The sequence below is a fragment of the Rhodospirillales bacterium genome (assembly GCA_028824295.1).
Taxonomy (GTDB): Bacteria; Pseudomonadota; Alphaproteobacteria; order TMED109; family TMED109; genus VXPW01.
In genome coordinates, this window is record JAPPED010000033.1 from 66,058 (window position 1) to 92,431 (window position 26,374).

Consider the following 26,374-nt stretch of genomic DNA (forward strand, 5'->3'; position numbering starts at 1 on the left):
GCGCAAATGGACGCCCCTTGAAAGGAGCTTTCATGGCCCAGTTCGGTATCGGTCAGCCCGTGGAACGGGCGGAGGATCCCCGATTCCTGACCGGCAAGGGGCGTTACACCGCCGATCTATCGCTTCCCGAGCAAGCCTGGCTGCACGTGGTCCGCTCGCCGATGGCCTGTGCCGACATTCGTTCCATCAGCACTGAGGCTGCATCGCAGGCCGAGGGTGTGCTTGGTGTATTCACCGCCAAGGACTTGGTGGAGGCAGGCGTGGGAAACCTGGCCTGTCTGTACGTCGGCAAGAACCGCGACGGATCGGATAATCTGGTCCCGCCGCGACCGGCGTTGGCTGGTGAGCGGGTTTACTACGTGGGTGAGCCCGTTGCCATTGTGGTGGCAGAAACGGCAAATCTTGCGCGCGACGCGGCGGAACTGGTGGAGGTCGACTACGAGGAGCGTCCGGCGGTCACGGACACGGCTGGTGCCACGGCTGACGACGCTCCCCAGATCCACGAGGGCATCCCCGGCAATCTCTGTTTCGACTGGGCCCTCGGCGACGAAGCGAAGACGGACGCCGCGTTCGAGAAGGCCAGGCATGTCGTTTCCCTCGACCTGGTGAACAACCGGCTGGTTCCGAACCCGATGGAGTGCCGTGCGGCAGTCGCCAGCTACGAGGAAGGCAGCGGTTTCTCGATTACCTGTGGTTCGCAGGGAGTCCATCTGCTCCAGGGGCAGTTCGCGTCCATCTTCGGTGTCGAGGCGGACGCAGTCCAGGTGCGAACCGGCGATGTCGGCGGCGGCTTCGGGATGAAGATTTTTCTGTATCCCGAGTACATCCACGTGCTGTTTGCCGCGAGGGCGCTGGGTCGTCCCGTCCGCTGGGTTTCCGAGCGTACCGAAGCGTTTCTCTCCGACACCCACGGGCGTGACCATGTCACCCGCGCCGAGCTGGCGTTGGATTCGGACGCGCGTTTCCTGGGGCTGCGGGTGCACACGATCGCGAACCTGGGTGCGCAGTGCTCCAACTTCGGGATTTTCGTGCCGACACTCGCTGGCACCATGATGCTTACAGGCTGCTACCAGACCCCCGCCGTGTACGCGAATGTGCTGGGCGTGTATACGAACACGCCGCCGGTGGATGCCTACCGGGGAGCAGGGCGCCCCGAGGCGGCGTTCGTGGTGGAGCGGATCGTGGACAAGGCCGCGCGCCAGCTGGGACTTGCGCCCGACGAGATTCGTCGCCGCAATTTCATTCGATCTGACCAGATGCCGTACACCACGCCCATGGGCGAGATCTACGACTCCGGGAATTTCGTCAAGAACATGGATGACGCTATCGCGCGCTCAGACTGGGCCGGCTTCGAACAGCGCCGTGCCGCGTCGGAACGCAGCGGCCGACTTCGCGGAATCGGGATGGCCAGCTACATCGAGGCATGCTCGAGCGGCGCGCCTGAAGAGGCGACCATCGAGATTGGCACCGACGGCCGCGCGCGCGTGCTGATCGGCACCCAGTCTAACGGGCAGGGCCATGAAACGGCCTATCGGCAGATCGTGTCGGAACGTCTGGGGCTCTCGTTCGACCAGATCGATATCGTCCAGGGCGACACCGCGACGATTGGCTATGGCGGAGGAACCGGTGGGTCGCGATCGGTTCCGGTCGGCGGTGCCGCCCTTTCCGATGCGGCGATGCAGGTGATCGAGCGTGGCCGGAGTCTTGCTGCCGACCAACTGGAAGCTTCGATGGAGGACATCGAGTTCCAGAATGGCAGGTTCAGGGTACCCGGCACGGATCTCGAGGTGTCCCTCGGAGAGGCCTCCCGGCGCGCCGCCGATGCAGGCGACCCGTTGGCGGAGGCTGCCCGATGGACTCCGCCGGCCGCGACGTTCCCGAACGGCACCCACGTCTGCGAGGTGGAAGTGGCCCCCGAAACCGGGGCGTTGCAGATCATGCGCTACACGGTCGTGGATGACTTCGGCACGGTCATAAACCCGCTACTCCTGGAAGGCCAGGTTCACGGCGGGATCGTGCAGGGCCTGGGCCAGGCACTGCTTGAGCAAACACAGTACGATTCCGAATCTGGTCAGTTGCTGAGCGCGTCCTTCATGGATTACACGATGCCGCGCGCGGACGACGCCCCTCACATCGATTTCACCTACAATGTGGTTCCGTCGACCACCAATGCGTTGGGCATGAAAGGGGCTGGGGAAGCGGGTGCCATCGGCGCTCCACCGGCCATCATCAACGCACTGGTCAATGCGCTTCATGGTTACGGCATCGAGCACGTCGACATGCCGGCGACGCCGGAGCGTGTCTGGTCGCTCATCGATACTGGCTCGCGTCGAGCCGCCTGAGATATATCCTTGTTTGATCCTACTGAGCGGCCGGGGCGCCCCGGCTGGCAATTCCTGCACACGCCGGGGCCTACGAACATCCCCCGACGGATTGTGTCCGCAATGGCGGCCCCCCAGTCAGACCATCGGAGTCCTGAGTTTCTGACAATTGCTGAACGGGCCTACGCCCGGCTCAAGGAGTTGCTTGGTACGAAGTCGCCGGTAGCGCTGATGAGTGCTCCGGGCCACGGAGCTTGGGAGGCGGCCTTGGTGAATCCGCTGGCTCCGGGCGACCACATCATCATGGCGGAGACCGGTTTCTTCTCTCAACGATGGAAGGAGATGGCGGAACGGCTGGGTCTCCAGGTCGACTATCTGCCAGGTGACTGGCGTACCGGGGTCGACGCGAATCGGGTCGAGGAATGCCTGCGCTCCGATGCGTCGGGGAGCATCAAGGCCGTCTGCGTCGTTCACAACGAGACGTCGACAGGAGTACGGAGTGACCTTCCGGCGGTTCGGGCGGCGATGGACGCCGCGGGGCACTCGGCACTTCTGATCGCGGATGTCATCTCGTCCTTTGCTTCAAGTCCCTACTACCATGATGCTTGGCGCGTGGATGTCTGTGTCGGCGGGAGTCAGAAAGGCCTCATGTTACCGCCGGGCCTTGCATTCAATGCACTGTCGGACCGGGCACTGGAAGCCGCCCGGACATCAGGGGGCTGCCCGCGCTATTTCTGGGACTGGAATGAGCACCTCGGACCAGAGGGCTCCCTGGGCTTCATTTCGACCCCGGCGATTCCGCTCTGGTACGGGCTTGCGACCGCCCTGGAGATGCTGTTTGAAGAAGGGCCTGAGCAGGTGTTCGCTCGCCACCGGCACCTGGCTCAAAGCGTGCGGGCGGCGGTAGCTGCGTGGAATCTAGAGCTTGTCAGCACCATTCCGGACGAACACAGCGACACGGTAACGGCGATCCTGCTTCCAGAGGGCAACGACCCGGATGCATTCCGGACCCTGTGCCGAGAGCAGTACGGGGTTGCACTGGCTGCGGCCATCGGGCGCTGGGCCACGAACGGATTTCGGATCGGCCACTTGGGCGCCCTGAGCGAAGCGATGATTCTTGGTTCGTTGGGGGCAACCGAACTTGCTCTGGGGGAAGCCGGAGTTCCGCATGAGGCAGGTGGTGTTGGAGCGGCCCTGGCAAGCCTCCGGGCGAATCATGCCCGGGAAGCACCGCTACGCGCCGTCGGCTGACCGACGCCTTCGCGTTAGGCGAAAGCCTCGTCCCACGTTCCCCGCGTGGCAGCCCGCGAATATTCCGTGGACCGGTTTTCAAAGAAGTTGGTGTGCTCAAGCGCATTGAGCATCTCGTCCATCCAGGGAAGCGGATTCGTGTCGGCGGCGAAGAGAGGCGGCTGCCCGAGCCGGTTGAGTCGACGGTTGGCGATGTACCGGATGTAGGCTTTTACCTCTGCGCCGGTCAGACCCTCCACGCCGCCCAATTCGAAGGCTCTGTCGATAAACGCGTCCTCGTGGCAGACCACCGTCTGACAGGCCTCGCGCAGGTCATTGGCGAGCTCGTCGGTGTCGATGTCGGGATTTTCCTGCAGAAAGGTTCGGTAGAGGCGGACAATCGAGTTCGTGTGCAGGGTTTCATCGCGGGCTGACCACGTGACGATCTGGCCCATCCCTTTCATCTTGTTGAATCTCGGGAAGTTCAGCAATACGGCGAAGCTTGCAAAGAGCTGGATGCCCTCGGTGAAGGCCCCGAACATGGCCAGAGTCCGGGCGATGTCCTCGCGGGTATCGGTGCTGTAGCTCTGCATGTAATCGTACTTGTCGCGCATCTCCTTGATGTTGAGAAAGGCCTCGTACTCGACTTCCGGCATGCCGATCGTGTCGAGGAGATGTGAGTACGCGGCGATATGCACGGTCTCCATGTTGGAGAACGCCGCCAACATCATTTGAACTTCGGTCGGCTCGAACACGCGCGCGTAATGCCGCATGTAGCAGTTGTTGACCTCGACATCCGACTGTACGAAGAAGCGGAAAATTTGAGTCAGCAGATTCCGCTCCTCATCGGTGAGCTTTTCGCTCCAGTCCTTGACGTCTTCAGCGAGAGGCACCTCTTCCGGCAACCAGTGAATCCGCTGTTGCTGCAGCCACGCTTCATAGGCCCACGGGTAGTGGAACGGCTTGTAAACAGGGTTAGCCTTGAGCAAAGACACTGCAGCTACCCAGCCTTGCCGAAGGCCCGTGCAGCGAGCAGGAGAGATCGCTCGCCACCAGATGATGTTTCCCACGACCCATGCGGCACAAGATACAGTGTCGCATGGGAATTGTGAAACCGGCTCATCCCGTTCGCTCCGGGGTCAGCATCGCCCTAGCGGAACGTGGCTTCGACCCGCCCAAGCGGGCCGAAATCGCAGACCGCATGGTCACCCGGCTTCGCGTGGACGGCCGCGTTGGCGATGTTTCCGGTCGTGACGATGTCTCCGGCATGAAGCGTGTCTCCCCTGCCGGTAACGCGGTTGGCCAGCCAGAGCAGCGCGTTCGCGGGATCGTCCAGTGCGTTGGCTCCGACTCCGTCGGTGACGGGCTCCCCGTTCACCGTGACTGCCACCGTGAGTCCCAACCGATCGATGTCGGCCCAGTCCGAACGCCAAATCCCTGCGACAAAGCACGCGTGCACGCCGTTGTCGACGATCGTCTCCGCAAGGGTGGGCGACCAGCCGCCTTCGAACCGGCAGTCCACCACCTCGATGGCGGGGGCCAGTGCAGCGGTTGCATCCAGAACCTGGCGAAGCGTGAACGGTGCCTCGGCCGGGGTGAGGTCTCGATGGAACCGGAAGGCAATCTCTGGTTCGACAATCGGCGATGCGAATGCGAGGCCGGCAAGGTCCGCAGGACTGTCGAACGTCGTCTCTTCATGCATGCGGCCGTAGAACGGCTCGTCGGTACCCGTCAACTGCTGGGCCCAAGAGTTCGTGCATCCGATCTTCCAGCCGATCACGGTGCCTCCGACGGCAGCGTTCAGTTGGACCTGCAAGTCGTACGCGGAATCGGGTTCAAGCGGAACGGTCGTCGGGAACTTCGCCATCAAACGACCAGCCCGCCGTGACTCGGCGAGCGCCGATACCAAGGACTCCGGCGGGGCCCTCACCTGGCAGCAACCCGCTTCAACTGCAGCCTCTTGGGGGCAAGCTCTCCGACAAGCTGGGCTTCCGGGTTCGCATTCTGCACGTATGGGTGTCCGACCCGCCCGTACGCGTTCCAGATGCGAAATCCCAGCCGATCCAAGAGCTCTCTGGGGGCATCTACGAGAAGGTCCGGATCCACCCCAAGCGTGTAGTTCTCCTGCGGTCGAAACTGCGGACCGCAGAAGGTGGCCAGCACTGCAAGGCGGTGCTCACCCGACTGGTTCGCGCCGGTTCCGTGCCAGATTCTTCCGTCCCACACGATGGCTGAACCGGCGCCAGCTTCGGCGGGCAGCGTGGGCACCGGGCAGGGGATGCCGGGGGGCGGCTGCAGGCCCGTCAGGTGGCTGGTCGGAACGAGCCGTGTGGCGCCGTTCGCTTCCGTAAAGTCATTCAGGCAGTACACCACGTTGGCGGCGCAGGGGGGGTTGATCGGGCGCGTCATGTCCCCGTCATCGGCTCCGTGGAACTCGCCCCGCTGCATGGCTCCGGGCACGTGCGGCTCGTCATGCCGGGGCAGGGGACGCGGCAACCACCATTGGTCCGTATGCAATCCCATGGCACGACCGCCGGGTTTGGCGATGTTGGCGGTAAGGCTGGACAGGACAAATTCCGGTCCGAGCAGGGATTCCACGAGAGGGGAGAGCCGCTGGTCGGTGACCAGGTTGCGGAACACGGCGCCCTTGTTGACCAGCATCCAGAGACGCTGATTGATGCCGCCATTGGCCGCCGTGAACACGTTCTCGCGGGAATGCCGGTGACGATTGGACCAATCCTGTCCAGGCCCCTGATCCTCGAACGCGACCCCTATCTCGATTTCCGCCTCTGCCTGCTCGACGAGACGTGTTCGAAGGGCGGCCAGTTCGCTGCCGCCGAGGACGTCCTCGACGATGCAGTAGCCGAATTCCCGAAGGTCACTCCGGGCCTGATCAATGTCCGTTGTCGGAGATGCGGAGGGATCGCCGGGTTGCCACGGTGCACAAGTTTCCATGCCGAACCTTTACCGGTTGCAGGTCGCAAAAAAGGTCATCGTAACGCTTTGGACCGATGTACCAAAATCGGGTCAAGTCGCTGGAATGGCCCCTTCGGACCGTGGATCGCCGAGACGAAAATCTCCGGCCACATCTGGCATTTGCCGTGTACCAGTCCGTGCCATACGGCGGGCGCGGGACGGTGTCACGCCCGGCTCTTTACCGATCATTATCGGCGACGGACGCCTGCCCTTCGGGGATTGAAGGGGCCCGCCATGGCCATGAACCCGGCGAGAGCCCCGCGGCAAGCAGACATAGGACGTGCCAGGGCAGGCCTGAAGAAACACGGGCGGCACTGCCGGTTAGCCGGTCAGTTAGCGGGCGCTGGCGGCTCTTCCGTGGCTTCTTCGGAAACCTGCTCCTTGATCAGGTCAGCCATGCGTCGCGAGAACTGCTTGCGCTTGGAAGGCGGCACGGCAAACGCCCAATTCGACAACTGGGCGTTGAGTTCGTCGACTTCCAGTTCGACGTCTTCCAACGACGGCATCTCCGGAAGCCCAACAACGTTGGGTCCATCTTCCGGCAACTCCTTGCGAACCGACGGTGCGTACTCGGCGTCGACCCAGAGCCAATCGATTTCGTCCAGTTCTGCCGTTCTGACAACCAGTCGAAGCCCGTCAAACGTCTCCACCGTTGTGGCCGGGCCTTCGTTGGGTAGCGCGAGGTCCGATCGTTTTTCAATCGCCACTGCCTTGACCCGCTCGAGCGCCGTTCCGTGCTGGTTGCCGACGTACGGATTTTCCGGCTCGTAACCCTCAGGAATATTCTGGAGGCCGAAGTACTGATCCGAGAACAGCGCCCGTTCAATCAGGACCTGTTCGCCGTCTGCATGTTCCGTGATGAAGCGCTGTACGCGCCAGCGGGGCAGGTCAAGAATTGACGAGTCCAGCCAACCCATGGGCTGGCCGGGGAGATCGAAATTTCGCCACACCAGCCACGCCTGATCCTCGCCGGCGCGGCGCACATAGCGAGCCCTCTGGTTACCGCTCGCGTCGCGGCCGACGAGCAGCGACGCAAGGGGGGTTTCCGCCTCGTCGACGAGCGAAATCGATACTGCACCGCCCTCGGATGCCGTGGGATCGTTCAGGCCAAGCGCACCGTGCCGCGCTGGGTCCGATGTCCGGGGCTCAAGCGTTTCCAGCACCGACATGGAGACGAGGACCTGCTTGACCTTGTCGGTTTCCACCGGGTAGTCGGCGAGCTCTGGCATGATCCAGTCGCCCGTCTCGCCGCGGATAATTCGGAAGGTCCCGTGTTCGCTTTCCACGCGCACCTCCTGAACCGCGTTGATCTCGTCCATCAGAGACGGAAACACCCGCTGCGGTTCATTGGTGCTCTGCAGACTTGTGTCACGCCAGATCGTGGCGGCGACGGCGACGGCCACCACCACGACCGTGCCCGCAGCAAAGACGACGAGGCGCCTCACCGGGACTGCCTCCGGCGGCGTCGGACCAGGGGCACGATCAGGGCTGCAATCACGACCAGTACCGGCATCACGTAGCTATTCAGCGCCTCCAGGCGTGCGGACAGCGCATCGATGTCACTCCTGAGGTCGTACTGCACGTCCCGCAGGCGTTTGCGGATCGTGACGATCTGCTCGCGGAACTCAGCAATTGTCTCGCGCTGTTCGGCGGTCAGGATCGGTGCGCCCTCTTCCGCCTCCTGGGCGACGGTGCCCTGCAGCTCACGGAGCTTGTTCTCGGTTTCCTGCAACTGGCCCTGCAGTGCGCGCTCGGTTTCGCGATAGCGAGTCTCTGCCTCGCGCTCAAGATCCTGGACCACCGTGAACGGGCGCACGGACGAGCCACGGCTTCGGAGGCCGATGAGTTCGCCACCGCCGGCGAGCGACTCCAGCGCATTGATGACGAACGAGCCATTGTCGGCGGTCGGCACAGCGCTCGTCCGGCCGAAGAACTCCCGCGTTGCCACCCACACGTTGTCAGCGAGGACGTCGCTGTCAGCCACGACAACTAGGTGACCCGCCTCGGTCGATGCCCGGTGATCCGCCGGTACGGACTCCGTGTCCTCTCCGGCATTATCGGCGCCCGGCGGGCCGTCTGGAAATGCCGACGGGAGCGTCCCGGTGACCCTGGCCGCCAGCACCCGTGTTTCCGTGTCCGCCACGAAATCCGCCAGCAACTGGGTGGGGTCGGGCCGGACTTGGATTCGGAAACGCTCAACCGACATCGACTGGGGCGTAGCGCGGACAAGGGATGCGAATCCGGGCGCCGGATTTTCTTCGGTGGGTCGCAGCCATCCGGACGAATGCATAAACAGCCGCTCCAGATTGGCGGTGATCACGTCGTCGTTGCTGAACGATGGGTCCAAGAGCGCGAGCCAGAGAATGTAATCCACGACCTGTCCGCCGCCGATGCTCACCTTCCGGGCTGCCAAACGGTCGCCCACAACTTCGCCGGGTGCCAGTTCGAAACCCCAGGGCTGGAAAAGCTCCGACAAATTGGAGTAGGGGATGTAAATGCGGCGCTGCTGCGGATCGATGTATGAGAACTCGATCTCGGAAAATGGATCGACGAAGAAGATTGCCCCGCGCCCACTCATGACGAATTGGTCGATCAGATAGAGCACGTCCGGTTTCGGAGTCTTCGGGTGCACCACCATCAGGATGTCGATGTCGTCGCTGATCTCGGTTGGCTCGGGTCCGAGGTTTTCGACATCGAACAACTGCAGCAACTGTCCGTGGATGGCCCACGGGGGTACGTAGTCGGTCGGGGCGCTTTCTTCCGTCGGAAGCCCGCCAGCCACCGGAAGCGAGGTCACCAGGCCCACCTTCACACGGCGAGGGTTCGCCAAATCGTAAACGATCCGCGTCAGGTCGTATTCGAGAAATGCTTCCCGTTCACGCTCGAAAAACGGAATCCGTTCCGTGTCGTCGGTGCTGTTGGTGGCCACCAGTCCGAAGTACAGGCGTTCGCCGGCCGAACTGACGGGGACTCCCTGCAAGTCGTAGACCACCGCCAGGTCTTCCTGGTCGGAGAAGGGTACCGGGTCGATCCGCTCAAGCTCGATCAGACCGTCGGAGGACGCAACGTATTGTTCGAGCAGTTCCCGTACGCGCCGCTCGTAATCCCGGACTTGCGGGATATCCCGGCTCAGCTGTTCGGAAAAGAAGAGGCGAAGGGAAATCGGCTCGGCAAGATTGTCCAGCACATGCTGGGTGCTGTCGGAGAGGGTGTATAGCCCTTCAGCCGTGAGGTCGACGCGGGCATTCCGGAAGAGCGCCCCGGACAGGACATTTACCGCAACGAATGCTGCAATCGTCAGGGCCAGCCAGGCGCCGGTGGCGAGGGTGCGTTGTTTCTGGAGCATCGGTCAGCTACCGCGCTTCGCGTCAACGATGACAGTGTTCAGCAAGAGCGCGCCGATGATCAGGGATCCGAAGAACACCAGGTCCCGAAGGTCAATGACTCCCCGGCTCAAATCATTGAAGTGCGTGAGAAAACTGAACGAGGCAATGGTGTCGAGCAGCGTCTGCGGCGTCCAGGCCGAGAAGAAATTCAGGACGATCGGCAGGCCGCTGACGGTGAACAGGAAGCACACGCTCACCGAGACCACGAACGCGATGACCTGATTTCGGGTGAGCGCGGATACACAGGAACCGATAGCGAGGTATCCCCCCGCCATCAGGAAGCTGCCGACGTAACTGCCAATGATGACCCCGTGGTCCGGGTCACCGAGGTAGCTCACGGTGATCCACAGGGGAAACGTGAGGCTCAGCGCGATGCCGGTAAAGATCCACGCGGCGAGGAACTTTCCGACGACGGCTTGTGCCGCCGATATCGGCAGGGTCATCAGGATTTCCAGCGTCCCGGTCTTGCGCTCTTCGGACCAGAGGCGCATCGCGATGGCGGAGACGAGAAACAGGTACAGCCAAGGGTGCCACTGGAAGAATGCGTACAAGTCGGCCTGACCTCGATCGAAGAAGTTTCCCATGTGAAACGTCAACAGTGAGGCCAGCAACAGAAAGATGGCAATGAAAACGTAGGCGACAGGCGTGACGAAGTAGCTCACGAGTTCGCGTCGCAGGACCGCCAGGACCGGAGTTGTCATTCCGTCCTCCCGGTGAGCTTCCGGAACACGTCGTCGAGCGTTCCTGCGCCGCCGGCATCCGCCAGCAGGTTGGACGGCGTGCCGTCCACCAACTTGCGTCCTCTAGCGATGATCATTGCACGAGTACATACGGCGTCGACCTCTTCGAGAATGTGGGTTGAAATCACGATCGCCTTGGTATCCGCCATCGTTTTGATGAGTTCTCGGACTTCGTGTTTCTGGTTGGGGTCCAGGCCATCGGTGGGTTCATCCAGGACCAGCACACCGGGGTCGTGCAGAATGGCAAGTGCCAGACCTACTCGGCGCTTGAAGCCCTTCGACAGCGTCTCGACCTGCTGATAGAGAACCGTTTCAAGACGCAGCCGCTCAATGACGTATTCCGTGCGCTGCTGACGGGTGGCGGTGTCCATCCCTCGCGCCGACGCGACGAAGTGGAGGATGGCGTCCACCGTCATCTCGCCGTACAGCGGGGCGCCTTCCGGAAGGTAGCCGAGCTGGCGTTTGATTTCGCGTGGATGGTCCTGCACATCGAACCCCGCGATACGCGCGGTGCCGGCGCTCGGCGGCAGATAACCCGCCACCATCCGCATGGTGGTGGTCTTTCCGGCCCCGTTTGGGCCCAGAAAGCCCAGGACTTCGCCTTGTTCAACCGTAAATGAAATGTCGTCGACGGCAGTGAACGGGCCGAAGCGTCGGGTCAGCCGGTCGATTTCGAGCAATGCAGGCATGGCTTTGGGAGAGGTCCGAGGAAGGTGCGGGGTCGCGGACTGCCGGATGGAACATAGTGCGGAAGGACGCATGCGCAAGGCGTTGGCCAAGTCGCACGTGCAGCGCCCTGCCGCGTATCGAACTAACGGAGCCGATCAGCCCGTCGCATATAGCGGAATATTCGCGCTACGGATAGCTTGATTCTGTGGGGATGCCAAGAAGGTGATGGCTTGGGCAGCAGCTTCGAGGGTAACCCAACTCGAGTAGTCGGCATCAGGTTGGGCACGCCGGTTCTCTTCGGTGTCCAGAATCGAGGGGGCAATCGCATTGACGAAGATGTTTTCCCCGGCCACTTCCTCCCCAATCGCTTCAGTCATCGTGGCGACAGCGCTCTTGCTGAGGGCATAGGCAACCATACCGCCCGCATTCCTGGGCTCGAGGGCAGCGCGCGCGGACACGTTCACGATTCTCCCTCCACTCCCGTGGAGGCGGAAGATGCGAATGGCTTCCCGGCAGCAAAGGAAGCAGGAGCGGGCGTTCATCCGCCACATATGCTGGAGCATGTCCTCGTTGGTGTCGCCGATGTCGGCCATCGCGAATCCGCCGGCAAGATTGATGGATGCCCACATCGTCGGATGCCGCCGGTACCAGAGGTGCACGGCCGACTCCCGGGCCAGGTCGGGGCCGCCGTCAGCCGGGTCCTTCGGTGCCTGAACGTCCGCATTGAGCGTCTTGAGCATCGCCACGACTGCTCGTCCGAGGTTTCCTGCCGCGCCCGTGACAACGACTAGGCGACCCTCGAAATCGACACCGATCGGCATTGGCTGGCTCCGGAACCGGGGTATTCTGGTGGCGCGGGCCTCGTCCCGCGACCCGCCCAATGTCTACCGTCTTGTCCGAAATGCAAGCAGCCGCCAGCAGGAGAAGCTCATGGCCGCCCAAACCCCCATCTGCGACTTCGGCTGGAATGCTCCCGATTTCGATCTGCCGGGCATCGATGGCCGAAATTGGACGCTTGCCGACGTGACCGGCCCCCGGGCGACGTTGGTGATGTTCATTTGCAACCATTGTCCGTATGTCGTCGCGGCGGCGCGGAAGATCGTCCGGGATGCCGCCGAACTCAAGGATCACGGCGTTGGCATCGTCGCCATCATGCCCAACGATACCGAGGCGTATCCGGCTGACGACTTTCCCCGCATGAAGACGTTTGCGGCAGATCATCAGTTTCCATTTCCCTATCTGATCGACCGCACGCAAAAGGTTGCGCGCGCGTACGGTGCTGTCTGCACTCCGGAATTCTTCGGTTTTGATGACAGTGGGGGGTTGCAGTATCGCGGTCGGTTGGACGATGCCCGCGCGGAGAAGCGCGACGGGACCAGGCGAGACCTCTTCGAAGCCATGAAAGCCATCGCCGCGGGACTGGGAGGACCGCAGGAGCAGCATGCGAGCATGGGATGCTCGATCAAGTGGAAAACCTCCTGACGAATGCGAACGGATACGCGGATTCAGGTCGAGGGAACAGATCTAGCCTTCGACGCGGCTTCGGACCGGCCGGTCCTCGATTCCGCGCTGGACGCGGGAATTCGTTTGCCGCACAACTGCAGAGGGGGGATTTGCGGGACCTGCCGGGCAACGGTGGTGTCCGGCACGCTCGAGGCGGAGAGTTCGGTTCAATATGCCCTAACCCAACGGGAGCGTGAAAACGGTGTCTGGTTGCTTTGCCAGGCCCGCCCGACGGCATCAGACGTCGTCGTCCGGGTGCACGCTCCGTTGCCTCCGCAGCCCAAGGCAGCCGACGCACGGCCTCAGACGTTTCTTTGTGAAACGGTCGCGAGCCGCCCAGTCACGCCGCGGGTCCGTGAGCTGGTCTTTGCCCTGCCGAAGACTGCCGGTTTCGTGTTCAAGGCCGGCATGCACGTGGAGATCGCCGTGCCCGGCATCGAACCGCCGCGCACGTATTCCATGCTTGATGCGCCGGGTCCGGGCGGAAAGCCCGTGGATGGGCTGCTTCGGTTCCTGGTAGCCCGTCAGGCCCCGGGGGCGGCGAGCGCCTGGCTGCACGAGACCTTGCGTCCGGGCATGGTGAGCTCCCTGACCGGCCCGTTCGGTACGTTCGGGCTACCGGAGCGCGTGCCAGGGCCCATCCTGGGTCTTGCCGGCGGAACAGGAATTGCACCGGTGCTGGCGGTCGTTGAGGAAGCCCTCTCCGCCGGCTTCAGTGCCCCGGTCACGCTGGTGCTGTCCGTGCGCGACCGGGACGAGATCTTGGCCATGGACGCCTTCAGCCGAATCGCGAGACGGCACGAGAACTTCGCGTGGAAAGTCACGCTGACCCGCGAACAACCGCCGCCCGGTACGCGGTTTGGCACTGGCCGCATCCCGGACATGCTCCATCGAGTGCACGGCCAGCTCGCGCACCATACCGTCCTGATCGCTGGCACCCCGGGGTTCGTCGATGCCTGCGAAGCCTGCGTCCAGGCTTTGGGCGCTGCACCGGATCGAATCGCCGTCGACTCGTTCCTTCCGGCCGACCCCGGCACACCGCAATAGGTTGAGTTCATTGCTTGAGCTAGACGATATCTGGCCGATGTCCTGCCCGGCCAACGTTAACTGAAATTTACATTCCGGAAACGTCGCGACAACCTTCGGGAAATATTCCCTAAATGCAGGGTCCTTAAGTTGGAATCCCGAGGCTCCCGGGTTCGATCGGAGCCTCCGTTTCTCCGATAAGGAACCTGCATGTCAAGAAACGTTTTTCTGTCAGTAACCGCGGCGGTGGCGGCGTTTGCGGTTGCGTTGCCAGCAATGGCTGCCGTTCCGAGCCTGGCGCCGGTGGTTGAGGTCGTTCAGCCGGCCGTTGTGGCAATCGAGGTGGAACCGGTTGCGCTGCCAGTTGCCAGAGATGAGCCCAGGACCCTGCCACGAAAAAGCCCATTCGATTCCGATTCGTTCTTCAAGAGAGAGTTCGGCCAGCACCTGCCTGGGCCTCCTGGGGTTCCCGCGATCCCTGACGACCAATTTCGAAAGCACGGCGGATCGGGATTCTTCATTGATGCCGATGGCCACCTCGTCACCAATGCCCACCTGATTGGCCAGGGTCGCGACATTCGGATTCACACCACTGACGGGGACGTGCTGGAAGCAACGGTAATAGGACAGGATCGACAGAGCGACATTGCCCTCTTGAAGGTGGACGTTGAGCACGCGGTTCCGTACGTGACATTCGCTGATTCTGACGCCGTGCGGGTCGGCGACTGGGTGTTCGCAATTGGTAGTCCCTACGGTTTTCGAGGCACGGTGACGACCGGCATCGTCTCGGCGCGCGGCCGGGATATCGGTGCCGGGCAGTACGACGACTTCCTGCAGATCGATGCACCCATTAACCGGGGGAATTCTGGAGGTCCAACGTTCGACCTGACCGGGCAGGTGGTCGGCGTCAACACCGCAATTTACTCGCCTAGCGGCGGCAGCGTTGGCATCGGATTTGCAGTGCCGTCCAATACCGTCCGCCTGATCGTCGCCGACCTCATGGATGACGGGAAGGTGGACAGAGGCTGGCTGGGCGTTCAGATCCAGCCGGTCGACAAGGATCTCGCCGCCGCTCTCGGACTCGACGAGTCGCGCGGCGCGGTGGTTACCGACGTGTCAGAAGGAAGCCCTGCTGCAACGGCAGGACTACGGCCTGGCGGCGTTGTTATCGCGATCGATGACTCGCCTGTTCGAGGGGCCAGAGACCTGGCTCGGCAGATCGCCCGCACAGCACCTGGCGAAGAGGTCGCCCTTACGATCTGGCGAAATGGGAGCGAAGACACGGTCTTGGTTCGCTTGGGCCGCCGGCCCGGAGCCGATCTGGCGACGCTTCCTGCAGCACCGGACGGCCCGGACCTGGGTCTGCAGCTGGGGCAAGACGACGGCGACGGCGCCCTCATTGAACGGGTTCGACCCAGCAGTCCTGCGGCTGCCAAGAGCCTGCTTCCCGGAGACCGCATTCTGAAAGTGGACGGCATCCCAGTGTTGGACGCACACGACGCGACCAGCCGGTTGGCGGAGGCGTGGGAGGCCAAGCAGCGGTTCGTTGTGCTTGAAGTGACACGCGGAATCGAGGTCCGTTTCGTGGCACTGCGTTTGCGGTACGCCTAACCAGGCGTGCCGCACGCGGGCGGTGATCGGCATCCAGCCCGTCACGATCACCGCCCGCCCCTAGGTTGCACGCGGGCAGTTCCTCCCGTCGCCCGCCTGCTTGTAGCGGCCCCGGTCATCAGGTGACCGGGGCCGTATTTCTCTGCCTGCAGATCTGACGTGACCGCGCTGGGTCCTTCTGTCGCGCCGGGTCGCGTCCGCCAGGAGGGCCGTAGTCCTCGCACGTGTCTTGGACGGGGCGATGCGATGGTTTGGCGTGATCAGCCCCTGAACACCAATACGGATTCCAGCTCAAGGAAGAGAGGCCACGTACCTGGCTCCGAAGCTTGGCAACAGATGCGGCCTTGCCCGCGACGTCGACCGCGGGGAATTTGGTGAAGAGAGCTGATCGCGCTTGCCGGCGACCGGAGCCAGGAGGGCTGGCCCATTCCGGCAGGGACACTCGTGCGGTCAAAGGGCCGGCCGGTCCAGACCGGCCGGCGACAGGGTAAATACCTCGAATCCTTCGCTGGTCACGCCAAGCGTGTGCTCGAATTGTGCCGACAGGGACCGATCTCGCGTTACCGCCGTCCACTGGTCATCGAGAATCCGTACGTCCGGTCTCCCTGCGTTGATCATGGGTTCGATGGTGAAGAACATGCCCTCCCGCAACGTCAAACCGGTATTCGGCGTGCCGTAATGGAGGACGGACGGGGCATCATGGAACACCCTGCCAATCCCGTGGCCACAGAACATACGGACCACGGAGTATCGCTTGACTTCCGCACAGTTCTGAATCGCGTGCCCTATGTCGCCGAGAGTGGCTCCTGGACGCACTGCCCGAATCCCTGCCCACATGGCATCAAATGTCGTGTCGGTCAGGATTCGTCCCTGCAGAGACGGCTTTCCGACCCAGAACATCCGGCTGGTGTCTCCGTGCCAACCGTCGAGAATCACGGTGACGTCCAGATTCAGGATGTCCCCGTCCTTGAGACGGGTGCCGTCCGGAATGCCGTGGCAGACGACATGATTGACGGACGTGCACACGGACTTGGGAAAACCCTTGTAGTTCAGCGGCGCCGGGACTGCCCCGCGGTTCACGATGAAGTTGTGGCACAACTGGTCCAGCTCTTCGGTGGTTACCCCCGCCCTGACCTTCGGCGTGATGAAGTCGAGCACCTCTGCAGCGAGCCTGCCGGCCCTTCGCATTGCGGCAAACGCCTCGGCATCGTGAATTCGGACGTGTCGATGCAAATCATTCATGGGGCGTTTCCCACGGGGTCCGTCACGGCCAGAGAACCTGCGACCCTAATTTCTTCCACCGTCAGTCGACACCCATACGCTAGCACCTCGATTCCGGCCGCGCGCGCTGCGTGGAATGCCTCCACGTAAGCCGGGTCAATGTCACCGGCGAGACGGAAGGCCGTACAATCTTCACGCTGTACCAAATAGAGCATGACAGCACGGTCGCCGCTGTCGACCCGCCGGGCGAGCTCGACGAGATGCTTGCGGCCGCGGTCCGTCACCGAATCGGGAAATTCGGCGATGCCTGGCTCCCGAGACATGTGTACGTTCTTGACTTCCACGTAGCATGCCCGGCGGCGCGGACTCTCCAGCAGCAGATCGATCCTGGAGCGGGTTCCGTAACGCACTTCCCGTCGAACCGACGCGTAACCTGCCAGCGGCGCCAATTGGTTTGCGCGGATGGCTTCCTCGGCCAAGGTATTCGGGCGGCTCGTGTTGACACCGACCAGGGTCGATCCGAGTCGAAGCATCTCCCAGCCGTAGCGCAACTTCCGTTTAGGGTCGTCGTTCGGCGCGAGCCAGGTCTCGACGCCGGCATAGGTCAGGCCCAGCATCGAGCCGGGATTCGCGCAATGCGCCGTGACAAGCCTGCCGTCTTCCAGTTTGTGGTCACTGAGGAACCGCTTGTAGCGGCGCTGGAGACAGGCTCGGACGAGCGTTACGGGAAACTGCACGGGAAGGGTTCCGTCCGGTACCAGGAGGCGGCGTCAGCGGAGACTAGACGAACGGCGCGCGTCCGATGGCAAACGGCTAGCATGCCGGCGACCGTCCGGAGCCAGCCATGCCGTCCCAACAAGCCCCCACTGCCGCAATGCTCGTGATCGGCAACGAGATTCTCTCCGGCCGTACCCAGGACAAGAATGTTGCGCACGTCGCGAATCGGATGTCTGACCTGGGAGTGCGGCTGTCGGAAGTGCGGGTGGTTCCGGATGTCCGCGACCGGATTGTCACTGCTGTCCAGGAATTGTCATCGGCCTGGGACTACCTGATCACGACCGGCGGCATCGGACCCACGCACGACGATATTACGACCGAATGCGTGGCTGCAGCGATGGGGGTCGAGGTGGAGCGGAACGCCGAGGCCCACCGCCGTCTCCGGGCGCATTACAAGGGTACCGAGCTCGAACTGAACGAAGCCAGGCTCCGGATGGCGGACATTCCAGTGGGGGCAACGCTGATCGACAATCCGGTTTCCGCGGCACCCGGATTCCGGCTGGCGAACGTGTTCGTGTTGGCCGGGGTGCCGGCCATCATGAAGGCCATGCTCGCGGTCCTGGAGCCGCAATTGGTGCGCGGTCCGCCGCTTCGCTCGCGTACGCTCGTGGTGAATCGGCCAGAAGGGTTGATCGCAGACGACCTGGCAGCCGTCGCCGCGGAATATCCCGACGTCGATATAGGCTCATATCCGTTTTATCGCCCTCCTGATATCGGGACCAGCCTCGTGTTGCGTGCCACCGATACCGAACGGCTCGGCCAGTGTGCTGATGCGGTGCGTCGGTTTCTCACCCGACTGGGAGCACCCTTCCGGGAGGAACCGTGAGGGATCGTTATGATGTCGCTTGGGGCCTGCGGGCGTGGCGGAATTGGCAGACGCGACGGACTTGCAGGAAGTTGAGTGCCTGCCGGGAAACCGGCAGCGTAGAACCGCTCAAATTCGGGGAAAGCTTACCGGCATGGCCGATGCTGATCCCGAGCCAAGCCTGCTTTCGGGCGGGAAGGTGTAGAGACTAGACGGGCGGCGCCTGGGGCCGACACATCGGCGACGGCGAAGGGATAGTCCAGACCACGAACGCGCCTTCAGCGCGGCGGCGAAAGCCGAAGTGGTACGAAAATCCGTTTCTCCGGAGGAGAGTGAGGGTTCGAGTCCCTCCGTCCGCACCCCGCCCCGCTCCGGCGACGGATGTCCCCGGAGACTGGAACAGGGCGGGCCCGATGCAGCCCCCTAGTCAGTGTTCATGCGCTGGCAGGACCCGCGATCATGGGTCCTGCGAAGACAGCCCAATGCCCCGGCGGCGGTGCCCCCTGCGAACGATGGCCAACGGCGGGGCGGGCGGCGGGTACGGAACGAATGCCTGGTTACCCGAGCTTCTTGCCGTGCGCTTCCAGAACCCCCTTGTAGCCGGCGATCCGCTGGCGGCCAAGCTCTGCCAGCGCCGCCTCCACTTCCTTGGGATCGAAACCGTGGGCGCGATGAAATGCGTCTTGGTCCTTGAGGTAGGCTCCCTCCAATTCCGCGTCGTGCTCCATCCGTTCATGGAGGTCACGCAGCCGATCCAGCAAGGGGCGGTCGTCGGAGGTTTGGGACATCTGTTGTACTCCCTGAGGAATGTCGTCAGTCAGGTGGCAGTCGTTCGCCGTTGCGGTAGCGTGCCAACTCACGGTTCGAGTACGCGGACCGCACGGACAGTGCGTAAGGGACGGGTTCTTCACCAGCGCTGATCGAACACGACAGAAGGGCCTCAAGTCCATCCTGACCCTCGGCGCCCATGTCGTCCCAGCGCTCGGCATCAATGCGCATGACATACTGAAGCACGCCATCCTCCTCGGCAGCCCAAAACGCCAGCGTGTTGGTCGCCAGAAGCTCCTGGATCTCGGTCCGGCAGTCGGGCCACGCGTCAGGCGAGGCGACTTCCACCACAGCCGGTAGGAGTACGAGCTGAACAGCCGCGATCCAACCCGCCAGCATCATGGTTGCGAGAACTCTACCGCCAGATCGCGGCTGCGACTACGGGCAAAAGCAAAGTCATTGGTGTCGAAACTGCCCAGCACGAGATCTCGATTCCGCGCGCCGTCGCCGCTTCCTCGCTCGGCGGCAAGCAAAAAATACGCTAACCCTTCGAGGCGGTCCTTCTCGACGCTAATGCCATTGAGGAACATGTAGCCGATGCTGCTGAATGCGTCCGCATCGCCGTTGCGGGCCGCACGGCGGTACAGGTCGAGGGCCTTGGCCTGATCGCGTTCAACGCCTTTCCCCTCGAAATACAGCAGGCCGAGGTTGTACTGCGCCGTGGAATGGCTCTGATCGCTGGCCGCGGCGTACCAGCGGGCCGCTTCCCGATAGTCCTGTGGAACACCTTGGCCGGTGTCGTGCAGGATGCCCATGTTGAATTGCGCGTCTGCGTCGCCACTTTCGGCAAGCGGCCGCAAGGCCGCCATCAGCGCTACGGCGTCCCCGGCTTCGAAGGCGCGCCGTACCTCTGCCCAATCTGCGGCCGCAGGTGCGCCGATCACCGCGACGAACACGATACACAGAACTCGGGCGATGCTCCGATCGATCATGCATCTTGCTCCATATCGGCACCGGCCGACGCGCCGTACTGGTGCCGGCGGCAGGACTTGAACCCGCAACCTTCCGCTTACAAGGCGGGTGCTCTACCGTTGAGCTACGCCGGCTCAGGTACCCATCTGAGGCCCAAGTATAGGATCCGGATTTCGGGAATCTGGCCCGCGTCGGTCGGCCCTATGGTGTGCTAGTCTACGGGCTCGTCTCCGATTTCCGCAAAGGCTCTCGCTTGATGCAGCAGAATATTGCCGCGGTATCTCCGCCGGCTGAGGACGGGTTTGCATCTCGTCTGATGATGACGATGGCAACCACCATCGTTGGTCAGCAAGAGATGCTGGAACGGATTGTGATTGCGTTGCTCTCCAACGGCCACGTCCTCATCGAAGGTGCGCCGGGGCTGGCCAAGACGCGGGCCGTGACCACGCTTGCCGCTGCCATCTCGGCGAGCTTTCGCCGGATTCAGTTCACGCCCGATCTGCTTCCCGCCGACCTCGTGGGCACCATGATCTACGAGCCGAAACAGGGCGAGTTTCGTATTCGGCGGGGGCCCATATTCGCCAATATCGTGCTTGCGGATGAAATCAATCGGGCGCCCGCCAAGGTTCAGAGCGCGCTCCTGGAGGCGATGCAGGAGCGGCAGGTCACCATCGGTGACCAGAGCGAGCCGCTGCCGGCACCGTTCATGGTGCTGGCGACACAGAACCCGATCGAACAGGACGGCACCTATCCGTTGCCCGAGGCGCAGATGGACCGGTTTATCTTCATGCTCCGGACCGAGTACCCGGATCGGGAGCAGGAGATCGCCATCATGGACATGGTGGCGTTCACTGCCGAAGGATCGATGCCTGATCCCGTGGTTTCCATCGAAGAGATTGTGCAAGCGCGCCAAGCGGTCGATCGGGTGCGAATCGAGGATTCCGTGAAGGAATACATGGTTGATCTGGTGCGCGCGACTCGTCACATCGAACAGGTGGACGCCGACCTCACCCCGTACGTCACGTTGGGCGCGAGCCCACGCGCCACGATCTACCTCGCGATTGCATCGCGAGCCCGGGCCTACCTGCAAGGGCGCAACTACGTTACTCCACACGATGTCAAGGCGATCGCGCCCGACGTGCTGCGGCATCGGATTCTCACATCATACGAAGCCGAGGCTGACAGCGTCACTACTGACGACCTGATCACGAGGATCCTCGAACACCAACCTGTTCCCTGACCCAATGGATACGGACAGCCGGCCCGCTGCCTCGCGGCGTGGGGCGTTACGCCTCCGGATTCGCCCGAAGCGTCCCATCGACGGAGCGGTAACAGGCGAATTCCTGAGTGTTTTCAAGGGCCGCGGTTCCGAGTTCGAGGAATTGCGCGAGTACACCCCTGGCGACGATGTCCGGACGATTGACTGGAAGGTCACGGCTCGCGCTGGCAGACCGTTCGTGCGTCAGTACATCGAGGAGCGAGAACTGACCGTCATTGTGGCGGTTGACCTCAGCGCATCGCTCCGAACCGGCAGCGGGGCGCTGAACAAGGATGCGATGGCCCGGATGGCCGCCGCGTCGATCATGTACGCGACGATCGGGAACAATGACCGTGCGGGTTTACTCCTCTTCAGCGACCGCGTGGATTCGTGGACCCGTCCAAAAAAGGGCAAGGGGCACGCGGTCTTTCTCGAGGAGCGGCTGCGCCGCGCCCGTCCGGAAGGTCGAGGCACCGACCTTCGGGGAGCACTCATTCGATTGGGGATCGTGGCCAAGCGGCGCTCGCTTCTCTTCATCCTGTCGGACTTCTTGGCTCCGGACTATGAGCGTCCGCTGCGCGCGCTCGCGTTGCGGCACGATGTCATTCCCATCGTCTTCAGGGACCCGCTCGATGACACGCTGCCCGCGGCGGGCTTGGTGGCCATCCGCGATCTGGAGACGGGGAAAGAACGCCTTGTCGACTTCAGTGATCCCCGGGTCCGGACCCAATATGAAGCAGCCGGGCTCCGCCGACTTGAGGAACGCTGGCGGGTCTTCACGACCCTCGGACTCAAGCCGCTTGAGATCGCGGGTGGCGCGGACCCAGTCCAAGCACTGATTCAATACTTCATGCGGCGCGCCGGGGTGGACGCCGGTCGGGCGGCGGCATCGGCATGAAGCGGTTTGCGGCTCTGGCCTTTGCCTTGCTGGGGATGGCCGCGCCGGCCGCGTCCGCGGATGACGTGCTTGAGGACATTCAGATCACAGTGGCCGCAGAGCCCGAGTCGGTGCGTCCCGGTCAGGAGTTCACGTTGTCCATCTTCATGGACATGCCGTGGGAAATCGGCGTGCACGTCCCCCGCTATTTCCATGCGATCGGACCGTTCAGGATCATCGAGGGGTACCAGGCCAAGGCGGTCCCCGTGGCCGAACGCCGGCGCTCCCACGCTACCTATCGCCTGCAGGCGCCCAACAGGCCCGGAAGCTACGAAATCGAAGGGATGACGGCGTACGCGCAGCTGGTCCGCTTGCAGCGCCCTGGCGATTGTGAACGCGGTCCGGACGGTGAAGTCGTGACAATTCCAGGGGCAGGAAGCCCGTTCGAAGAATGCAAGGAAGATCTCAGTGCGCGCTTCAACCGCATGATGCAGGGTGACCGCTTCCAGATGACGTCACCGCCGCTGGTCGTGGTGGTGTACGAACACGTCCCGCCCGACGCGAACACGATGGCCCCCCGAGCCCTGGCGCCGCCTGTGCCACTGCCCCCGCAGGCGGAGCTGCCCCTGTGGCAATGGGCGGGAGCAGCCGCAGGACTTGCCGCGGTGGTTGGGGTTGCGGGGCTCTGGCTCCGTCGCCGCCGACCCGATGTCCCCACACCGGAACCGGTGCCCGCGACCCTGCCGGTTCCGGCCGGCGACGTTGCTCGCGCTGCGCTGGCCCGCTTGCGCGAAGCCTTGACGGGGGAAGGGCGTCCTGCCGCGACGGCCCCGTTTGAACTGGCGGCCGTTCTGCGCAGCTATATCGAGCAGCGCCTTGGACTGCCGGCTCCGCGTCGCACCACGGAAGAGACGGTTTCGCAGCTACCGGAGACGACGCAGAACGCGGGAGTGCCGACCGGCGTCCTGGTGCGCCGCGCCGAAGAAACGCTCGCCATTTGCGACATCGCGAAGTTTGCCGGCCGAGCGGCGACAAGAGAGGACATGGAGACGGCGCTGGGCGCTGCCGAGGCGTTCGTGAGCGCAAGCTCGGAGAAAATGGCATGAGCTTCGCCGAACCCTGGTGGCTGGTGCTGCTGGTGTTGCTGGCGCTTGTGGGATTGCGCGCACGGCAGCGACCCGTTCGAAGGCTGCCCGGAGGCAAAGTGGGCGTGGCATCCCTGGATGATTTTGACGGGGCGGCATCGGGCTTACGGGTGCAGGCTGCCCGCCTCCTGCCGGCAATCTCTGTCATCGCGTGTATCGCGCTGGTCATGGCTTTGGCACGTCCGCAGGCCGGTTTCGAGGTGACGGAACGGGAAACCGAGGGCATAGCGATCGCGATGGTCGTCGACGTGTCCAGCAGCATGTCGGCAGTGGATCTTGGCGGTGAGCGCGAGGCGGATCGAAACCGGTTGGAGGTTGTCAAGGACACGTTTCGGGATTTCATTGCCGGCGTTGGCGATAACCTGCCGGGTCGGGGCTCCGATCTGGTTTCGCTGGTGACGTTCGGTCGCTACGCGGACACTCTGACACCGCTGACGCTTGACCATGAGGCGTTGTTGCAGCTGAGCGCATCGCTTCGCCCGGTGGAGTTGCCGGAAGAGGACGGTACGGCGATTGGCGACGCGATCTTGGCTGGTCTCGATTCCTTGACCGGGGGAGAGCATGCAAGTCCCGTCCTCATCTTGCTGACCGATGGCAGCCACAACGCTGGGACCGTGGAGCCGCTGGTGGCCGCCGAGGCGGCGCGCGCCCTGGGGGTCCGCATCTACGCGATCGGTGCGGGAAGTCGAGGGCGGGTCGCGATGCCCGCGCGTCCCGGGAGTTCTGACATTCGGATGGTGCAGGTGTTCATCGACGAGTTCACGCTCACTAGGGTGGCCGAGGCGACGGGCGGACGCTACTTCCGGGCGACCGACGCCGAGGGTCTCCGAGCGGTCTATGAAGAGATCGACCAGTTGGAAAAGGGTCGAAACGTCGCCCGTCACTACCAGCGGCGCGTCGACGTCTATCCGTGGTTCCTGGGCCTGGCCTTGATGCTGGTGCTGGCGCGGGCGGGCTTAGACGCGACCGTGTTGCGCATAGCGCCCTAGGGAACGGGACATGGAGTTCGAGTACGTGTCCCTGCTGTGGATTGCTCCGCTGGCCGCGACCGGGTTGCTGTTGCTGCATGGGCACGCCGCGCGGGCCCGCGCGCGTGCGGTTTCCATATTCCATCCCGGTTCGGGCCAGTTGTCGGCCATGGCCGTCGCCCGACGACGTGCCACGTGGTCGGTGGCTGCCGCCGTTGCGCTGATGGGGATCGCTCTCGCCAGGCCGATCGGGGGCTTCGAGGAAGGGGTCGCCTCCCGCGAGGGACGCGACGTCCTGGTGGTGCTGGACGTATCACTCAGCATGTATGCGCGGGACCATGATGTGGGTTCCCGTGCTGAAGCTGCGCGGGACGCTGTCGATCGGCTGGTGGAATTGCTCGCCGGCGACGGCGGTCACCGGCTTTCGCTGCTTGCGTTTGCCGGCCGTGCCACGCTCTTGCTACCGCCGGCGCTCGACTACGAGGCGTTCCGGTCCCGCTTCGACGCCGTGGGCCCGCATGACATCTCCCGCCGGGGTACTCGCGTGGATGCCGGACTGGCGGCTGCGTTGGGCAGCATCGAGACCGGCAATGAGGGATTTACCGACGTAGTGTTGGTCTCGGACGGCGAAGATCACGGAACGGCCTTGCGGGCGGCGGGTCGGAATCTTCGCGGGACCGGCGTGGCGGTCCACGTGCTGGCGCTCGGTATCCCGCACCTGCCGACACCGGTGCTCGTCCCGGGTGCGGACGGGATCGACGCGCCGCTGCTGTACCAGGATGAACCTGTCCGGAGCCGGGCCGACCATGCGAGCATGCGGGATCTCGCCGCATTCAGCGGCGGTTCGTTCTGCGCGCTCCACCAGGCCGGCTGCGTTGGCGACGTGTTCACCGCGATCGATGGCGCTCCCAGGCGCGCGTTCGCGGCCGAAGGTCGCGAGCAAAGACGTCGGCCGCTGTATCACTGGTTGGCGGTGCCGGCACTGGTCTTGCTCATGGGCGGTGCGTTGGGATGGCGGGTGCGATGATTCGGGGCTGGATCCGGTGCGGCGCGGTGACGGGCTTGCTGGCGCTCGGAGGTTGCGCGGAGGAGGATCTGGCCCGCCAGGAAATGGACATGGGTATCCGGGCCTATGCGGCTGGCGACTTTGCCGAGGCACTGGCTCGGTTTGAAGCCGCCGAGGCGGAGGGAGGGGAGACTCCTGAAACGCTGTTCGCCCGGGGCGTAGCAGCGTATGCGGCGCACGACAATGCCGCAGCCGATCGGTACTTCACCCTGGCTCTGGAAACAGCGCCGTCGGAGTTGCGAGCCCTGGTGCATTATAACCTCGGCTCTGTCCGCTACCGCCAGACGGTAAACGCGGTGATGAGCTTCTTGAACGCCGATGCCTACCTGCGGGAGGCCATCGAGCAGTATCGGGATGCGCTTACCATCGACCCGACGCTGGAAGACGCTGCGTACAACCTCGAGCTCGGGCTGCGCCTCCAGGATGAGCTGGCCCGGCGCCTGCTGGTAACTGCGGGCAGCGAGGGCATGGCTGAAGGGGAGGCCCGCACCGACGAGGGGGTCGAAACACCGGAAGGGTGGGATCCCGGGGACGTCAAGGCTGGACGGCCGCAACCGAACGAAGGCCAGTCACGGGCCCGGCAGGGAGGGGACCCAGGAGAAGGTGGTCGGGAAGCCGGTCAGGCGACGGGAGCCAACGAGGCGCAGAAAATCGACCTCACGAGCGCGACTGCCCGCGAGATGACCGCTCAGGAAGCGGCGGAACTCATCGAGATGGTGCAGGGAGCGCCTGGCAAGCAGTCCGAGCGGGCCTCCGACCGGGAGGCCCGAATGCGAGCCGGTGGCGATGTTCCGACGTGGTGACCTAGAAGGTAGTCACCGCCTCCAGCGACTCGCGCTTGGTCCAGCCCACGAATTCGACCCGCGTCGCGCGCCCGCCGCGCCGTGGCACCTCCGGTGGTCGGAGCCGCTGGTAACGCTCGACCAGGAACTGGACCTCGACAAGGTCGTCCTGCTCGCCAACGATGCCGATCCAAGGCGCCATGATGTCCTCCACGTCGTCGAGGGTGATCAAGGCACAGGGGAGGTCGCCCGGCGTGTCGGTCTCGGCGAGCC

At 63.6% G+C, this 26,374-nt stretch carries 26 protein-coding genes and 1 tRNA gene; 12 read left to right on the plus strand and 15 right to left on the minus strand.

What is annotated here, in order from left to right; genetic code table 11:
- Positions 1–32 precede the first annotated feature (32 nt).
- Positions 33–2,342, plus strand: coding sequence for a xanthine dehydrogenase family protein molybdopterin-binding subunit (locus OXH60_13205; protein MDE0713076.1), 2,310 nt, complete (start codon positions 33–35; stop codon positions 2,340–2,342).
- Between the two features lie 9 nt (positions 2,343–2,351).
- On the plus strand, positions 2,352–3,572 hold the full coding sequence (locus OXH60_13210) for an aminotransferase class V-fold PLP-dependent enzyme (GenBank protein MDE0713077.1): 1,221 nt from the start codon (positions 2,352–2,354) through the stop codon (positions 3,570–3,572).
- 14 nt (positions 3,573–3,586) lie between these two features.
- Here the strand turns inward: OXH60_13210 and OXH60_13215 are convergent, their stop codons facing one another.
- From OXH60_13215 to OXH60_13250, 8 genes are all read right to left on the minus strand, one after another.
- Positions 3,587–4,546 carry a ribonucleotide-diphosphate reductase subunit beta gene (locus OXH60_13215; GenBank protein ID MDE0713078.1) on the minus strand — a complete coding sequence of 320 codons (960 nt, stop codon included), beginning with the start codon at positions 4,544–4,546 and terminating at the stop codon, positions 3,587–3,589.
- A 155-nt stretch (positions 4,547–4,701) separates the two neighbouring features.
- Complete coding sequence (locus OXH60_13220) at positions 4,702–5,418, minus strand: fumarylacetoacetate hydrolase family protein (GenBank protein MDE0713079.1); 717 nt, start codon at positions 5,416–5,418, stop codon at positions 4,702–4,704.
- A 59-nt stretch (positions 5,419–5,477) separates the two neighbouring features.
- Complete coding sequence (locus tag OXH60_13225) at positions 5,478–6,506, minus strand: phytanoyl-CoA dioxygenase family protein (GenBank protein MDE0713080.1); 1,029 nt, start codon at positions 6,504–6,506, stop codon at positions 5,478–5,480.
- A gap of 350 nt (positions 6,507–6,856) precedes the next feature.
- Positions 6,857–7,972 carry a DUF4340 domain-containing protein gene (locus tag OXH60_13230; protein MDE0713081.1) on the minus strand — a complete coding sequence of 372 codons (1,116 nt, stop codon included), beginning with the start codon at positions 7,970–7,972 and terminating at the stop codon, positions 6,857–6,859.
- Positions 7,969–9,873, minus strand: coding sequence for a Gldg family protein (locus OXH60_13235; protein MDE0713082.1), 1,905 nt, complete (start codon positions 9,871–9,873; stop codon positions 7,969–7,971). Before OXH60_13235 ends, OXH60_13230 begins: the two co-directional genes overlap by 4 nt.
- Positions 9,874–9,876: 3 nt before the next feature.
- Positions 9,877–10,614: an ABC transporter permease subunit gene (locus OXH60_13240; protein MDE0713083.1), complete on the minus strand. Its 738-nt coding sequence runs from the start codon at positions 10,612–10,614 to the stop codon at positions 9,877–9,879.
- Positions 10,611–11,342 (minus strand): ABC transporter ATP-binding protein, encoded by a 732-nt coding sequence (locus OXH60_13245; protein MDE0713084.1) that lies wholly within the window; start codon positions 11,340–11,342, stop codon positions 10,611–10,613. Before OXH60_13245 ends, OXH60_13240 begins: the two co-directional genes overlap by 4 nt.
- A 135-nt stretch (positions 11,343–11,477) precedes the next feature.
- Complete coding sequence (locus OXH60_13250) at positions 11,478–12,143, minus strand: SDR family NAD(P)-dependent oxidoreductase (protein MDE0713085.1); 666 nt, start codon at positions 12,141–12,143, stop codon at positions 11,478–11,480.
- 109 nt (positions 12,144–12,252) lie between these two features.
- On the opposite strand from OXH60_13250, the gene OXH60_13255 reads away from it, so the two are divergent.
- The 3 genes from OXH60_13255 to OXH60_13265 all read left to right on the plus strand — a co-directional run bounded on the left by OXH60_13255 (position 12,253) and on the right by OXH60_13265 (position 15,462).
- On the plus strand, positions 12,253–12,804 hold the full coding sequence (locus OXH60_13255; protein ID MDE0713086.1) for a thioredoxin family protein: 552 nt from the start codon (positions 12,253–12,255) through the stop codon (positions 12,802–12,804).
- A gap of 3 nt (positions 12,805–12,807) precedes the next feature.
- Positions 12,808–13,872, plus strand: coding sequence for a 2Fe-2S iron-sulfur cluster binding domain-containing protein (locus OXH60_13260; protein MDE0713087.1), 1,065 nt, complete (start codon positions 12,808–12,810; stop codon positions 13,870–13,872).
- 189 nt (positions 13,873–14,061) lie between these two features.
- Positions 14,062–15,462: a Do family serine endopeptidase gene (locus OXH60_13265; GenBank protein MDE0713088.1), complete on the plus strand. Its 1,401-nt coding sequence runs from the start codon at positions 14,062–14,064 to the stop codon at positions 15,460–15,462.
- Between the two features lie 450 nt (positions 15,463–15,912).
- Here the strand turns inward: OXH60_13265 and map are convergent, their stop codons facing one another.
- Together map and sfsA are read right to left on the minus strand one after the other, a co-directional pair.
- Positions 15,913–16,704, minus strand: a complete 792-nt coding sequence (gene map, locus OXH60_13270) for a type I methionyl aminopeptidase (protein ID MDE0713089.1) — start codon at positions 16,702–16,704, stop codon at positions 15,913–15,915.
- Entirely contained in the window at positions 16,701–17,420 is a 720-nt protein-coding gene (gene sfsA / locus OXH60_13275; GenBank protein MDE0713090.1) for a DNA/RNA nuclease SfsA, read from the minus strand. Before sfsA ends, map begins: the two co-directional genes overlap by 4 nt.
- Before the next feature lie 107 nt (positions 17,421–17,527).
- Between sfsA and OXH60_13280 the strand changes: the two genes are divergently transcribed.
- The gene (locus tag OXH60_13280) at positions 17,528–18,286 is read left to right on the plus strand and encodes a molybdopterin-binding protein (GenBank protein ID MDE0713091.1); all 759 of its coding nucleotides are present in this window, start codon (positions 17,528–17,530) and stop codon (positions 18,284–18,286) included.
- A 536-nt stretch (positions 18,287–18,822) separates the two neighbouring features.
- Here OXH60_13280 and OXH60_13285 read toward each other — a convergent pair.
- From OXH60_13285 to OXH60_13300, 4 genes are all read right to left on the minus strand, one after another.
- Entirely contained in the window at positions 18,823–19,053 is a 231-nt protein-coding gene (locus tag OXH60_13285) for a hypothetical protein (GenBank protein MDE0713092.1), read from the minus strand.
- A gap of 25 nt (positions 19,054–19,078) precedes the next feature.
- A complete protein-coding gene (locus OXH60_13290; GenBank protein MDE0713093.1) occupies positions 19,079–19,435 on the minus strand; it encodes a hypothetical protein in 357 nt (118 codons plus the stop codon).
- Positions 19,432–20,025, minus strand: coding sequence for a tetratricopeptide repeat protein (locus OXH60_13295; protein ID MDE0713094.1), 594 nt, complete (start codon positions 20,023–20,025; stop codon positions 19,432–19,434). The genes OXH60_13290 and OXH60_13295 overlap by 4 nt, the downstream gene beginning before the upstream one ends.
- Positions 20,026–20,064: 39 nt before the next feature.
- A tRNA-Thr gene (locus OXH60_13300) sits at positions 20,065–20,139 on the minus strand.
- Positions 20,140–20,330: 191 nt separating this feature from the next.
- On the opposite strand from OXH60_13300, the gene OXH60_13305 reads away from it, so the two are divergent.
- From OXH60_13305 to OXH60_13330, 6 genes are read left to right on the plus strand one after another with little or no spacing between them, the layout of a single operon-like run.
- Positions 20,331–21,245 carry a MoxR family ATPase gene (locus OXH60_13305; GenBank protein MDE0713095.1) on the plus strand — a complete coding sequence of 305 codons (915 nt, stop codon included), beginning with the start codon at positions 20,331–20,333 and terminating at the stop codon, positions 21,243–21,245.
- A gap of 4 nt (positions 21,246–21,249) precedes the next feature.
- A complete protein-coding gene (locus tag OXH60_13310) occupies positions 21,250–22,161 on the plus strand; it encodes a DUF58 domain-containing protein (GenBank protein MDE0713096.1) in 912 nt (303 codons plus the stop codon).
- Complete coding sequence (locus OXH60_13315; protein ID MDE0713097.1) at positions 22,158–23,246, plus strand: hypothetical protein; 1,089 nt, start codon at positions 22,158–22,160, stop codon at positions 23,244–23,246. The genes OXH60_13310 and OXH60_13315 overlap by 4 nt, the downstream gene beginning before the upstream one ends.
- The gene (locus tag OXH60_13320) at positions 23,243–24,274 is read left to right on the plus strand and encodes a VWA domain-containing protein (protein MDE0713098.1); all 1,032 of its coding nucleotides are present in this window, start codon (positions 23,243–23,245) and stop codon (positions 24,272–24,274) included. Before OXH60_13315 ends, OXH60_13320 begins: the two co-directional genes overlap by 4 nt.
- A gap of 10 nt (positions 24,275–24,284) precedes the next feature.
- A complete protein-coding gene (locus OXH60_13325) occupies positions 24,285–25,280 on the plus strand; it encodes a VWA domain-containing protein (GenBank protein MDE0713099.1) in 996 nt (331 codons plus the stop codon).
- On the plus strand, positions 25,265–26,122 hold the full coding sequence (locus tag OXH60_13330; GenBank protein MDE0713100.1) for a hypothetical protein: 858 nt from the start codon (positions 25,265–25,267) through the stop codon (positions 26,120–26,122). Before OXH60_13325 ends, OXH60_13330 begins: the two co-directional genes overlap by 16 nt.
- A gap of 1 nt (position 26,123) precedes the next feature.
- Here the strand turns inward: OXH60_13330 and OXH60_13335 are convergent.
- Positions 26,124–26,374, minus strand: a 251-nt coding sequence (locus OXH60_13335; GenBank protein ID MDE0713101.1) for a hypothetical protein, incomplete at its 5' end; no start/stop codon positions are given.

Bases quoted from the DNA above. Each gene is read 5' to 3' on its own strand.
- OXH60_13205 (MDE0713076.1), top strand. From the start codon at position 33: ATGGCCCAGTTCGGTATCGGTCAGCCCGTGGAACGGGCGGAGGATCCC.
- OXH60_13220 (MDE0713079.1), bottom strand. From the start codon at position 5,418: ATGGCGAAGTTCCCGACGACCGTTCCGCTTGAACCCGATTCCGCGTAC.
- OXH60_13225 (MDE0713080.1), bottom strand. From the start codon at position 6,506: ATGGAAACTTGTGCACCGTGGCAACCCGGCGATCCCTCCGCATCTCCG.
- OXH60_13235 (MDE0713082.1), bottom strand. From the start codon at position 9,873: ATGCTCCAGAAACAACGCACCCTCGCCACCGGCGCCTGGCTGGCCCTG.
- OXH60_13240 (MDE0713083.1), bottom strand. From the start codon at position 10,614: ATGACAACTCCGGTCCTGGCGGTCCTGCGACGCGAACTCGTGAGCTAC.
- OXH60_13245 (MDE0713084.1), bottom strand. From the start codon at position 11,342: ATGCCTGCATTGCTCGAAATCGACCGGCTGACCCGACGCTTCGGCCCG.
- OXH60_13250 (MDE0713085.1), bottom strand. From the start codon at position 12,143: ATGCCGATCGGTGTCGATTTCGAGGGTCGCCTAGTCGTTGTCACGGGC.
- OXH60_13255 (MDE0713086.1), top strand. From the start codon at position 12,253: ATGGCCGCCCAAACCCCCATCTGCGACTTCGGCTGGAATGCTCCCGAT.
- OXH60_13260 (MDE0713087.1), top strand. From the start codon at position 12,808: ATGCGAACGGATACGCGGATTCAGGTCGAGGGAACAGATCTAGCCTTC.
- OXH60_13265 (MDE0713088.1), top strand. From the start codon at position 14,062: ATGTCAAGAAACGTTTTTCTGTCAGTAACCGCGGCGGTGGCGGCGTTT.
- map (MDE0713089.1), bottom strand. From the start codon at position 16,704: ATGAATGATTTGCATCGACACGTCCGAATTCACGATGCCGAGGCGTTT.
- OXH60_13280 (MDE0713091.1), top strand. From the start codon at position 17,528: ATGCCGTCCCAACAAGCCCCCACTGCCGCAATGCTCGTGATCGGCAAC.
- OXH60_13285 (MDE0713092.1), bottom strand. From the start codon at position 19,053: ATGTCCCAAACCTCCGACGACCGCCCCTTGCTGGATCGGCTGCGTGAC.
- OXH60_13290 (MDE0713093.1), bottom strand. From the start codon at position 19,435: ATGATGCTGGCGGGTTGGATCGCGGCTGTTCAGCTCGTACTCCTACCG.
- OXH60_13295 (MDE0713094.1), bottom strand. From the start codon at position 20,025: ATGATCGATCGGAGCATCGCCCGAGTTCTGTGTATCGTGTTCGTCGCG.
- OXH60_13305 (MDE0713095.1), top strand. From the start codon at position 20,331: ATGGCAACCACCATCGTTGGTCAGCAAGAGATGCTGGAACGGATTGTG.
- OXH60_13310 (MDE0713096.1), top strand. From the start codon at position 21,250: ATGGATACGGACAGCCGGCCCGCTGCCTCGCGGCGTGGGGCGTTACGC.
- OXH60_13315 (MDE0713097.1), top strand. From the start codon at position 22,158: ATGAAGCGGTTTGCGGCTCTGGCCTTTGCCTTGCTGGGGATGGCCGCG.
- OXH60_13320 (MDE0713098.1), top strand. From the start codon at position 23,243: ATGAGCTTCGCCGAACCCTGGTGGCTGGTGCTGCTGGTGTTGCTGGCG.
- OXH60_13325 (MDE0713099.1), top strand. From the start codon at position 24,285: ATGGAGTTCGAGTACGTGTCCCTGCTGTGGATTGCTCCGCTGGCCGCG.
- OXH60_13330 (MDE0713100.1), top strand. From the start codon at position 25,265: ATGGCGGGTGCGATGATTCGGGGCTGGATCCGGTGCGGCGCGGTGACG.